The organism is Paenibacillus sp. J22R3 (genome assembly GCF_056269305.1).
Genome location: NZ_JBWDNS010000002.1, coordinates 1,066,757 through 1,078,591 on the forward strand (window position 1 = coordinate 1,066,757; position 11,835 = coordinate 1,078,591).

The 11,835-nt window shown below is 50.9% G+C and carries 11 protein-coding genes; 6 read left to right on the forward strand and 5 right to left on the reverse strand.

Annotated elements, in window-relative coordinates; genetic code table 11:
- Positions 1-27: 27 nt before the first annotated feature.
- The gene (locus AC0YN4_RS12835) at positions 28-1,905 is read left to right on the forward strand and encodes a methyl-accepting chemotaxis protein (protein ID WP_475835946.1); all 1,878 of its coding nucleotides are present in this window, start codon (positions 28-30) and stop codon (positions 1,903-1,905) included.
- 80 nt (positions 1,906-1,985) lie between these two features.
- On the opposite strand, the gene AC0YN4_RS12840 is transcribed toward AC0YN4_RS12835, so the two are convergent.
- From AC0YN4_RS12840 to AC0YN4_RS12855, 4 genes are all read right to left on the reverse strand, one after another.
- Positions 1,986-3,026 carry a FecCD family ABC transporter permease gene (locus AC0YN4_RS12840; RefSeq protein WP_475835947.1) on the reverse strand — a complete coding sequence of 347 codons (1,041 nt, stop codon included), beginning with the start codon at positions 3,024-3,026 and terminating at the stop codon, positions 1,986-1,988.
- Complete coding sequence (locus tag AC0YN4_RS12845) at positions 3,023-4,036, reverse strand: FecCD family ABC transporter permease (protein ID WP_475781849.1); 1,014 nt, start codon at positions 4,034-4,036, stop codon at positions 3,023-3,025. Before AC0YN4_RS12845 ends, AC0YN4_RS12840 begins: the two co-directional genes overlap by 4 nt.
- Before the next feature lie 84 nt (positions 4,037-4,120).
- Positions 4,121-5,395 carry a stalk domain-containing protein gene (locus AC0YN4_RS12850; RefSeq protein ID WP_475781850.1) on the reverse strand — a complete coding sequence of 425 codons (1,275 nt, stop codon included), beginning with the start codon at positions 5,393-5,395 and terminating at the stop codon, positions 4,121-4,123.
- Between the two features lie 118 nt (positions 5,396-5,513).
- Positions 5,514-6,275, reverse strand: a complete 762-nt coding sequence (locus AC0YN4_RS12855) for a hypothetical protein (protein ID WP_475835948.1) — start codon at positions 6,273-6,275, stop codon at positions 5,514-5,516.
- Positions 6,276-6,444: 169 nt separating this feature from the next.
- On the opposite strand from AC0YN4_RS12855, the gene AC0YN4_RS12860 reads away from it, so the two are divergent.
- Positions 6,445-7,251 carry an ABC transporter ATP-binding protein gene (locus tag AC0YN4_RS12860; protein ID WP_475836100.1) on the forward strand — a complete coding sequence of 269 codons (807 nt, stop codon included), beginning with the start codon at positions 6,445-6,447 and terminating at the stop codon, positions 7,249-7,251.
- Positions 7,252-7,319: 68 nt separating this feature from the next.
- Here the strand turns inward: AC0YN4_RS12860 and AC0YN4_RS12865 are convergent, their stop codons facing one another.
- Positions 7,320-8,105: an IucA/IucC family C-terminal-domain containing protein gene (locus AC0YN4_RS12865; protein ID WP_475835949.1), complete on the reverse strand. Its 786-nt coding sequence runs from the start codon at positions 8,103-8,105 to the stop codon at positions 7,320-7,322.
- 155 nt (positions 8,106-8,260) lie between these two features.
- Between AC0YN4_RS12865 and AC0YN4_RS12870 the strand changes: the two genes are divergently transcribed.
- Genes AC0YN4_RS12870 through AC0YN4_RS12885 form a run of 4 tightly spaced genes read left to right on the forward strand, consistent with a single transcriptional unit; the run spans position 8,261 to position 11,780 of the window.
- Positions 8,261-8,827 carry a DUF1697 domain-containing protein gene (locus tag AC0YN4_RS12870; RefSeq protein WP_475835950.1) on the forward strand — a complete coding sequence of 189 codons (567 nt, stop codon included), beginning with the start codon at positions 8,261-8,263 and terminating at the stop codon, positions 8,825-8,827.
- A gap of 12 nt (positions 8,828-8,839) precedes the next feature.
- Positions 8,840-10,450, forward strand: a complete 1,611-nt coding sequence (locus tag AC0YN4_RS12875; RefSeq protein ID WP_475781855.1) for a gamma-glutamyltransferase family protein — start codon at positions 8,840-8,842, stop codon at positions 10,448-10,450.
- A gap of 33 nt (positions 10,451-10,483) precedes the next feature.
- Positions 10,484-11,362 carry a phosphotransferase gene (locus tag AC0YN4_RS12880; RefSeq protein WP_475835951.1) on the forward strand — a complete coding sequence of 293 codons (879 nt, stop codon included), beginning with the start codon at positions 10,484-10,486 and terminating at the stop codon, positions 11,360-11,362.
- Positions 11,363-11,387: 25 nt separating this feature from the next.
- Complete coding sequence (locus tag AC0YN4_RS12885) at positions 11,388-11,780, forward strand: VOC family protein (protein ID WP_475835952.1); 393 nt, start codon at positions 11,388-11,390, stop codon at positions 11,778-11,780.
- Positions 11,781-11,835 lie beyond the last annotated feature (55 nt).

Below are 11,835 nucleotides of genomic sequence, written 5' to 3' on the forward strand. Positions count from 1 at the left end.
ACTTCAAGTAGGGGGCAGCATTAAGCGATGGTTAAGAACGCACTTCAATTATTCACATTCCGTAAGCTAGCAACTAGGTTCTCAGCGGTAACACTCTTCATTATGATTATCATCGTTGCGGCGATGTCGATCGCACTTTTCTTGCCCAACTCCAAATTGTTTCGTGATCAGATTAATCAGGAATTGGCGTTAACGACAGAGAATATAGCCACTTCCTTTGATCATAATCTACAACAAGAGTTAACAAAGCTGGAGTCCTTTGCGAGCTACGCGCAGTTGCTTGGCCCTGATAAAGCGCGTCACTTGGAGATGGTGAAGGATTTCGCGGCACAGCACAAAGAATTTGGGCAAGGTGTTTCTCTCTCCATGGATCTGGATGGCAAGAATGCCGTGTTGAGTACAGGCTTGAGCATAGACCTATCGGGAAGGACGTATATTCCGCAATTAAGACGTGGAGAGTCGGCGATTGCACCTCCTGCAGCCTCCAAGGCAGATCCGTCCACTTTGATTGTTCCATTTGCAGCCCCGCTGATTAAGGATGGCGTCACTTACGGCTTCTATTCCTCTGCTATAGAGATCAATGAAGCTACTCGCGTCATTCGCGAAACGAAAATCGGCGACTCCGGCTATGCGGTCCTCCTGGATATGAACGGGACAATGGTCTATCATCCGGATGCCACTTATATCATGAAGAAAAACATCGCTGATCTAAACATTCCTGAACTTACAGCAGCGTTCGAGTCGGCGAAGAAAGGAAAACCGGCCTCTTACTCCTATGAATTTGACGGCGTCAAAAAAATCGGCTACGCGTACGGATCTGAAACCGGATTCGTGACCATGCTGGCCGTTCCGGAGAGCGAACTAATGGCGCCAATCAATCAAATGATGCGCACTACGCTGGTTACAGCACTCATTGTTGCATTAGTCGCTTTAGTCGCGATCTATACGTTTACAACCAGAATGGTTCAGCCGATCATCTACATTACAGCGATGGTAAAGAAACTGGCGACAGGTGATCTCCGACCTAGAATCGAAATTCGTTCCAAGGATGAATTGGGCGAACTGGCCGTTCATATGAACGGGATGTTAGACGGCTTGTCCAGTATGATTGAGCAGGTATCGACAGCTTCCGTAGGCGTAGCCTCGTCGGCTGAACAAATTACGATCAGTACGGATGAAGTGGCAAAAGGAAGCGTGGATCAGGCAGCACAAGCAGGTGTCATGTCAGAATTGTTCGGCAGTCTCGATAACTCCATCCGGTCTGTGTCGACAAGTGCAAGAGAAGCGAAATCGCTGTCGGGTGAAACGGTGAACATTGCCAAAGAAGGCACGAACCTGATTAATCAAACGATCGGTCAGATGGACGAAGTGAATCGGCATATGTCCCAGCTGGAGAGCGATTCGCGCAAAATCGGCGATATTAGCGGCGTTATTAACGATATTGCGGAGCAAACGAATCTGCTGGCGCTGAATGCGGCCATCGAAGCAGCCCGTGCAGGGGAGCAGGGACGCGGCTTCGCGGTTGTAGCAGATGAAGTGCGCAAATTGGCTGAACGAAGCGGTGATGCCACCAGACAAATCGCAGGAATCATTAAGGTTATGCAGAACAGCGCGGAGAAGAGCGTTCTAGCGGTTGCCGAAAGTGTAGCCCAGTTTGGCAGAACGCGAGATTCCTTCGGGGATATCGTCATGAATGTGCAGATGACCTCAAGCAAAGTGGAAGAAATCTTCAAGGACAGCCAGGTCCAAGCAGCAGCATCAGGTGAAGTTATGCAGTCGATCAGCTCGGTTGCGGCAATCAGCGAACAATCGGCAGCGGCGGCGGAAGAGACGGCTGCTTCTTCGCAGGAGCTTTCTTATATGGCCGCGAAGCTCAATGAGTCTGTGGAGAAATTCAAATATTAGCATAGAGAAGAGACGTGCCTGGTTGGGGCACGTCTTTTTCGCGGGTGGGACGATTCCTGCAATCGTTGCTTTTAGACTCCCTACTCGTTTCGATTGCGATAGAGCAAGAAGATGAAGAATGGTGCTCCGATGCCAGCTGTAAAGACGCCGACCGGAATGTCATAAGGCAAGAAGGCAGTTCGAGCCACTGTATCGGCTATGACTACCATGAGTCCGCCAATCAATGCTGCAATCGGCAACACCCCGCCGAAGGCAGGACCTACTAGTTTACGAGTCATATGCGGCGCGATCAAACCGACGAAAGAGATAGCTCCGCCGACCGAAACGGCGGCGCCGGCTAACGCGACGCTGATCATAAGCAGCACGAAACGTTGACGTTGCACGGTGCTGCCTACCCCCTTGGCAATATCATCGCCAAGCTGCAGCACATTGACGTTCCGTGCGAACAGGAAGGAAAGGGGGATAAAGACGCTGACCCATGGCACGATGGTCCATACCATTTTCCAATCGGTGCCGTAAACGGTACCTGTTAGCCAGACATAGGCTTGCGAAGCGGTATAGATGGGATTCATGACGAGCATGACTTTGGTAACCGAGGCAAGCAGGAAATTGATGCCGATCCCGATGAGCACGAGGCGAATTGGCGTCACTCCTTTCTTCCAAGCGAGCGTGTAAATCAGGATAGAGGTAATGCCTGCGCCAACCATAGCCGCAACCGGCAGCCACGCGATGCTGAGCGTACCCGATAGATAACTGATAAACGCAACTGCTGCAACAGAAGCTCCGCTCGTAATGCCGATGATGTCCGGGGAGGCAAGCGGATTCCGAATGATCCCTTGTAAGATGGCACCGGCGACGGCAAGCGAAGCGCCTACCAGGAACGCAGCGATAATGCGAGGCAGCCGAAGGGTATGGATAATGAGTTTATACTCCTCCGTTCCTCCGCCGACCAACGTACGGATCACGTTCATTGGAGAGATGCGCATGTCGCCAAGCGCCGTGCTGACCAGTAAGGAGACGATGCTTGCGAGCAGCAGCAAGGTCGTGAGTTTGACCGTTTTCTTATGTAGGAAAAAGGATACCGGAGCCTTATTGAACCGGATATAGGTGAAGTTTCTCATGACTTAACGATCCCCTTTCTGGCGATCACGATGAACGCAGGAATGCCAATGACGGCGGTCATGACGCCAACCGGAAGCTCTTCGGGTCTTACGACGAATCTCGCGCCGATGTCAGCTGCAAGTACCAGAATCCCGCCAAGCAATGCGCTGTAAGGGATAATCCAGCGATAATCGTTTCCGGCAAATAGGCGCGCAATCGTAGGAATGATGAGTCCGATAAACCCGACGGGGCCGGCTACAGCGACAGAGCTGCCTGCGAGTGCCATGATAATGATTCCTGCGATCAGCTTAATGAATATCGTCCGCTGACCAAGTCCTTGCGCGGTATCTTCACCCATGGTTAGCACGTTCATATGTCGCGCAATCCATAATGCCGCAACCCAGCCTGCCGCCATGAAGGGCAGCACGGCCTGCAGCATATCCAGGGAACGGCCGGCAACAGAGCCGGTTAACCAGAACATCACTTCGTTTAAGCTTTGCTCATCAAGGACAAGCATGCCTTGCGTGAAGGAAGAGAATAGTGCGCTGAGTGCTGCACCGGCAAGAATGATTTTGAGCGGCGTCAGACCGTCGCGTCCGATTGACCCTAAGAAGTAAACAGCCAGAGCAGCGACTGCGGCACCTAAAAAAGAAACGCCGGTAAGCACAGGCAGTGAGCTGATCGATAACATGGTTACGGTAAACACGACGGCAAACGATGCGCCAAAATTAATGCCAAGCACATTCGGATCAGCCAGCGGATTACGGGTTAACCCTTGAATCAACGACCCGGCAACGGCTAGGCTCGCTCCGATAGCGGCTGCCACGAAAGCTCTCGGCGCACGCGATGTTTGTACGATAATTTGTTCGTTCGATGCTTCGTCGTAATGAGTGAAGGAATGATAGACATCCGAAAGCGAAATTGGCGTTGCGCCGAATACCATGCTTGCAATAATAAAGAGGATCATAATAATGAATCCAAGTAGCAGACCTGTAATCTTAGCCGGAATTCCGGCAAACAACCTTTCCATGCTCGTCGCTCCAGTCCCCTGACGCACGAAAGAATGAGCCGGTCGGCCCATTCTCTCAGACGTACTTATTGTAGATACAGTCTCTTATAGATCGAAGTAGAAGTAGAGGTCGTCAAGCATCATTTTCGCAGCAGTTGCACCGCCGGACATGTTCCATGTGATGTCGTTGACTTTATAGTACTTGTTGTTCTTAACCGCCTTCAAATTCTTCCACAGCGGGTTCTTCTGCCATTCTTGTTGGGACTTGAACTCTTCGCCTTCACCGTAGCTTGATGTGATATCGAAGATAACGTCTCCATCCATGAGTGGAATTTGCTCTTGCGAGGTTAGGTTCACAAGCACCTTGCCATCGACCTTCTGAGCTTTAGGGCGCTGCAAGCCAACTTCCTCGAGAATATTGCCGGCAAATCCGGTGACATAGAAACGAGCCGTGTTATCGTCTTGGAAACGAATGATCGATACTTGCGTGTTCGCACGGCTGCCGAGTTTGGATTTAAAGTCAGCAACGCGTTTGTTCCAGTCCGCCATGAATGCTGCGGCTTTGTCTTCTTTGTTCGAAGCCAGTGCAGCCATCTGCATGTTCGCTTTCCAGCCGAAAACTTCTTCAACGAAGATCGTCGGAGCGATAGCAGAGAGCTGATCGTAAATTTTCTCGTGGCGTGTTTTCGATCCGATAATGAGGTCCGGTTTCAGAGCAACGATGGCTTCCATATTCGGCTGCAGCTCGCTGCCGAGGTTTGTAACGCCGGCCATATCCGCGCGGAGGTAGTGGTACCAAGGCGTCTGTACCCAAGATTCAACTGCACCTACCGGTTTCACACCGAGTGTGAGGGATACGTCGACCCCGCCGTTAAACAAAACAGCAATACGTTTGGGCACAGCATTCAATGTTGTTTTGCCCATAGCATGCGTGATGGTGCGTTTGCTGTCCAGGTTGACTGTCTTGGAGCTGCTGTTCCAATTGACCCATAAGCCGAATGCTTCGCCAAGGAAGCGAAGAGGGACAAGTGTACGGCCGTTCTTCTCAACGGCTTTCGCATCGAGTGTGACCGATTTGCCGTTGATTGTCGCTTGATTGCTGCCAATCGTCAATTGTACGGTCGTTGTGCCGCGAGTAACGCTTAGTTTCTTAGAAGCTTGTTCAAAGCCGATCTTGGCATTCAGCTTCTCGGACAATAGACGATAGGGAATCATAGTTGAGCCGCTGATGACTTGCGGTGGTACGTCGAAGGAAAGCTTGCTGCCGTCAAGGACGACACTAATCGGCGTTTCTGCGGCCGCCGCTGTGAATGGTACGGAGACGATTGCAAGAATGAAAGTAAGCGATAAGGCCAACGTACGAAATACGGGTTTAAACATGGGGGAAGTGCACAACCTTTCGATTTATATTGATAATGATTATCATTGTCAAATTGAATAATAGTATAAGTTGGCTTTCGCTGTCAATACAATATTTCCCATGAGGAAGGAGCTATGTTTATTTCACGCCTGCTTTATCTGCAAGCTGACGGAATCCTTGATACAGCTCATAGTCGATTTGCAGAATAGCAGTCTGGTCGATTGTTTCGGCGCCATTCAGCTCGGTCAGCTTGACGACTTTCTCATCCAGAAATTTAACCATATCGGGAACCGCTGCTTTGACATCTGCTTTCATCGCGTCCCAGCTGGCAATAATTTGATCGGAGACTGTCTTGATCTGCTCGGCGTCGTTGTTCTCTGCATGCTGCTTCAGGTCTTTGATCTGAGATCTGATTAGTTCGATGGAGCTCTTGAACGCTTCGGACACTTGCTTATCTGCCGCCTTCTGATCCGCAGCGTTATCCATAATGGAATCCGAAACGGCTTTGTTAGCATCGAGGTTATTCTTCGTAGCTTCCTTTACTTTCTGTTCGGTCTTTGTTGCTTTCTTGGGAGGTGCAGGCTTCTCTTCTGCCGGTTTCACTTCCGACTTGGTAGATTCACTCTTCACTTCTGACGATTTGTTTGCAGCCGTATCTTCTTCTGCTGCGACTGCTTCTTCTGTGACGGTGTCCTTGGCAGGCGTTTCAACCTCGGTATTCTCCGGTTCTGATGCATTTGCCTGAGCTTCCTGTGCATCCAGAAGTGCTGCTTCTTGCGATACTGCTTTGCCGTTATCGTTCTGTTCGCCTGTAAGCGAGCGTTCTGCGCCAGGAGTATTATTGCAGCCTGCGGTCATTAATGCGGCCGCCGCAATGGCGATTACGAAATAACGTTTCATCCTGATACCTCCTTAGGAGTGAGAATATGGAATTGCGGAACAATACTAAGTTATTCTAGTCCAGATGAGAATCATTTTCAATACTTTTGTGATAATGATTTTCGTTTTCATTGACAACAATGTTCGAATCCTCATACAATCGATGGTAAAAGAAGGAGTTGAGCGCCGCGTGAATGCCCTGCAAACCGACCGGCTATCGGTAGCATACGGTAGCCAATTTATATTAAAGGATTTAAATGTCGCTATCGAGAAAGGTAAAGTCACAGCGCTAATCGGCAGCAACGGCTGCGGGAAGTCAACGCTGCTCCGCACGATGGCGCGTTTACTAAAGCCTGAACAGGGCAATGTGCTGCTTGAAGGGGTTAATATCGCTTCGCTGCCTACGAAGGAAGTTGCCAAGAGGATGGCGCTTCTTCCACAGGGACCGACGGCACCGGAAGGGTTGACCGTGCTGCAGCTCGTCAAGCAAGGGCGTTATCCTTATCAGAGCTGGCTCCAGCAATGGTCGAAGGAGGATGAACGTCATGTCACGTTAGCGTTGCAGACGACGGGGTTGACGGATTTAGCTGAGCGGACAGTCGACTCCTTGTCGGGGGGACAGCGGCAGCGTGCATGGATTGCGATGATTCTGGCACAGGGTACGGATATCATTCTGCTAGATGAACCGACCACCTATTTGGATTTAACGCATCAAATCGAAGTGCTTGATTTACTGTTTGAGCTGAATGCGAAGGAGAACCGTACGATCGTGATGGTGCTGCATGATATTAATCTGGCTTGCCGGTACGCGCATCATATTGTGGCCATCCAGAACCATCGTGTTTATGCAGAGGGACCTCCCGAGGAGGTTGTCACCTCCGGCATGATTGATGCGGTTTTCAACATGAAAGCAGACATTATTCCCGATCCGTTATTTGGCACACCGATGTGTATTCCGCATGGAAAAGGCAGATCGTTATCGTTATCGTTCGCATAAATAAAAGCGGGTTGCGTTGAGCAAGCCGCTTTTATTTATGACTATAGGGAAGCTAGTAGGGCGGTTAGTTAGGCATGAGATTCCAGAAATTTCTTGATGCGCAGTTCGTCGGTGATAAGCGGGCAAGTATAGCAGTATGGATCGTCATCCCCGGGAAGTCTGTAATTCATGCAGCAGGCTCTGCGCACCAATATGCTGCGGCCCTCATGCAGCGGATCTTCAACGGCCCTAAAGGTGCAGGACATGGGATTGACGGCGCGACCGGGCAGCCAAGCCGGCTCCAGCTTTCTTGTCGCATATTCGAACCATTGCTCGATGTGTGAAGTAAACGCCTCAGAAGGCGATTCGCGCAGCCAAGTCTGCTTCCAATGGGCGAGCAAATAGGCAATCGTATGCCACATTCCGGCGACGGGAACACCGGTATGACTGACGACAGCAGCAATCACTTGCGAGGCATGGTCTTGGAAGAGATGACGCAGATAGGCTTCGTCTTGTTCGGCTTCGCTCTGCAGCAGCGTGATAGCTGTAACAGGCGCATCGCTGAGCAAATAGAATTTGACGTTAGCGCCACTCTGTACGAAACGAACATTCTGGAAGGAGAGATCAAGCGGATAACGCTGATGCAGCCACGTATAGACCGCTCCGGCGAATAAAGCACAATATCGTTTCCAAAACAACATGCCGACTGTCTTGCTGTCGGGAGCGTTAATTTGCGAGCCGAATCGATCAACCAGCTCTTTAATCCGTGCAGCAGGGTCATCACCTTCGAATGAATATACGTTCGTTTCGACGGATGGCGCGCCGAAATTAAACTTATGTCGGTTTACGATAACGGTTGGATCCAATGGAAGCATGGGCAATTCTCCTGACCTTTGGTTTTAAAACTACGATCATGATAATTGTTCTCAATTACATTTGTCAATGAATTCCTCCTGACCTATACGCCCCAGATGCACGGATATGGTAGACTATTGAAAAATAGATTCTTCAGGAAGTGGTGTAAGCGTAGATGGCGATTCAAATTGCTTTGTTGCGCGGTATCAACGTCGGCGGGAAGAACAAGATTAAGATGGCAGAGCTGCGAGAAGCGCTGGAAACACTGGGTTTATCGCGAGTTCAAACGTATATTCAGAGCGGCAATATTTTGTTTGAGTCGGATGAGGATGAACCGACATTGCGTGGGCAAATCGAGGCACTGATTGCGAACAGGTTTGGTTTGTCCATTCGCGTCATTATTCGCACAGCAGATGAGCTAGCGGCAATGGCTGCCAATCGGCCATTCTCGGATGCAGAAGTTGCGGCAGCCGAAGCTTCTTTTGAAGGAGAATGCCTCTATATTGCGATGATGCTCGATGCGCCGCAGTCCGATAAAATAGAGAAGCTGGAGAGCTATGATTTTAAAGAAGATCGCTATGTTATTGCGGGCCGGGATGTCTATCTATTATTTCGCCAAAGTGTGCGGGATTCCAAGCTTTCCGTCCAAGTGGACAAGCTGAATGCACCGGTAACCGTTCGGAATTGGAATACATTGACGAAGCTTATCGCGATGTCGCAGAAAATGGGTAATGCCAACTAAGGGAGGCCGATCATGTTTAATCTATCCGAGTATGCGTATCCATCCAGAAGAACGGCAGTCGTTGCGAGGAAAGGAATGGTCGCTACCTCGCAGCCGCTCGCATCTCAAGCGGGACTTCGTGTGCTGCAGCAAGGCGGCAATGCCATTGATGCGGCGATTGCAGCGGCAGCATGTCTTACCGTGGTGGAGCCGACAGGCAATGGCATTGGTAGCGATTCGTTCGCAATCGTATGGTACAAAGGACAAATGTATGGATTGAATGCGAGCGGTGGAGCGCCTGAGCTATTGACGCCGGAAGCGGTTCGCCAGCGCGGTTTTGAAACGGATATGCCATCAAGCGGATGGCTTCCGGTGACCGTTCCCGGTGCTCCGGGAGCGTGGGCAGGTTTATCTGCTCGATTCGGCGCTTTGCCATTCGCGAAGCTGCTGGAATCCGCGATTGATTACGCCGATGGCGGCTATCCGGTTTCGCCGGAGCTCGCTTTGAAATGGCAGCGTGCTTATGAGGTGTATTCGCAGAGAAGCGGGAATGATCCGGCATTCGAAGAGTGGTTTCGCGTCTTCGCTCCGGACGGACGAGCACCGAAGGCAGGCGAAATGTGGCGGTCACCGGATCATGCTCGGACACTTCGGCTGATTGCAGAATCTAGCAGCGAATCGTTCTATCGAGGCGAGTTGGCAGAGTTGATTGATCGGTATGCGAGAGAAAGCGGGGGGCTGCTTCGCAGCACGGATCTTGCCTCATTTCAGCCGGAATGGGTGGACCCGATTTCTGTGCCATATCGAGGCTATGATGTATGGGAGCTGCCGCCAAACGGGCAAGGACTAGTGGCCTTAATGGCCTTGAATATGTTGAATGGACGGGATCTCGCCGGTCAGGAGAGCGCGAGCAGGTTTCATGTCCAGATTGAAGCACTGAAGCTCGCTTTTGCCGATGGGAAGCATTATATTACGGATCCAAACCGAATGAAAGCCAGTGTCGAGCAGCTGCTGTCGCCTTCCTATGCTGCGCTTCGCAGCGGTTTGATCGGTGAACAGGCATTGATGCCTGAACCTGGACAATTGCCTAAAGGCGGAACGGTTTATTTGGCTACTGCCGACGGAGAAGGGAACATGGTTTCTTTTATCCAAAGCAATTATATGGGGTTCGGCTCGGGAATCGTGGTACCGGGAACCGGGATCAGCCTGCAGAACAGAGGTGCATCCTTCTCCCTTGATCCTGCACATGCGAATGTACTGGAGCCGGGCAAACGGCCTTATCATACGATTATTCCGGGTTTTCTTACGAAGAACGGTGAGCCGATCGGACCATTCGGCGTGATGGGTGCTTTCATGCAGCCGCAGGGTCATCTGCAGGTGATCTCTCATTTATTGGATCATCATCAGAATCCGCAAGCTGCGCTCGATGCGCCTAGGTGGCAATGGATGGAAGGCAAACATGTAGCCGTTGAAGGTGAGTTTAGTGCGGAGGTCGTAGAGGAGCTTAAGCGTAAAGGTCATGACATTCAAGTGCTGCGAGATCGTAAAGCGTTTGGCTGCGGACAGATTATTTGGCGGGATGCGAATGGTGTCTTGATCGGTGGAACGGAACCGAGAACAGACGGCTGTATTGCTTCGTGGTAGCGTTTGACGCGGTGGTTGGAATTTGATAAAGGAATGGAGAGCGTAAACAAGGTGGAAGCAGAACAAACTGCTGGTGCGGATATCAGTGAAATCATCACCAAGCTTGCGGTTAAACACATCATTCATCCGGATTCGAAGCTTATGCATCAGATGAATGGCACGACAGAAGGGCGCGTTTATATCTTAATGGTGGACGAGGCGCCGCGTTATGTACTGAAGCTGGAAGAAGCGGAGTATTTGACTGTTGTGGCGCAATTTCTTAATGATTACGCGGGTAGTCCGCTATTGCCGAGTGTGCATTATTCGGCGCCGGATCACTCCTTCATCGTGTATGCGTTCATTCCCGGAACTACAGGTGATGAGCGTGGTTTGAAGAAAGAATGGCTGCCTCAGTTGACGGTAGACTTGTTGAATCATTACTTGAAAGTGGAGCAGTCGGACTCGTCTCTCGTGCGGGATGATCACACGCTTGATGGTTTAGATTTTGCAAAAAACGAGATTGGAAGTCTGCTGCCGGCTGCCGACTATGAGCTGGTGCTTGCGATTGCGAGGAAGCTGCTCGTGCGTAGGGAAGGACGCCCTCTTTATTGGCTTCACGGCGATTGCGGCGTACATAACTTCGTGTTCCGTGACGAGCAGCTGGTGGGGATTATTGATCCGACCCCGATGGCCGGACCGCTGCTGTATGATTTCATCTTTGCATTCGTTTCGTCGCCGGATGACCTGACGATGAATACGCTGCTTCCGGCATTTGAGCTTCTTGCCCATGAGCAGATGGATCGTGAGGAGCTAGTTTGGGAGGTAGTGGCGGGGCTTTATTATCGCATCGGCGTCTGCTTGCTTCACCATCCATACGATCTGCCGGCGTATATGGAAGCTTGGAACTACTGGAAAGCACTTGTACGAGAATAGGAATGTCACCCAGGGAGGTAATCGGATGTCGCATGTCCAGTCGCAAACTACGGTAACATCAATCGCTCCATGGATTTCAGTTCGCAGCGCAGTTGAAGCTTTAAAATTCTATACAGCTGCTTTCGGGGCAGTTGAGCTCTATAGACTGGAAGAAGAAGCGGGAAAGCCGGTTCTCGCGGAACTGTCGGTTCAAGGTGCAGGCTTCTGGATTCAAGAGGACCCGGAGTCAAGTCCGAAACCGGATGTGCCAGGTTCTGTTCGGATGATTCTGACCGTAGCCGACCCGGATTCACTGTTCGAGCAAGCCGTCACGGCCGGTGCGGAGGTAGTCGTGCCTGTCACTGAAGGCCACGGCTGGCGAATCGGACGGCTGATTGATCCGTTTGGCCACCACTGGGAGATTGGGAAGCGGCTATAGTGTAGCAGACATGTTCAATAGCTCGGTTTATCTGGAACGCTTGGGTGAAGTGACC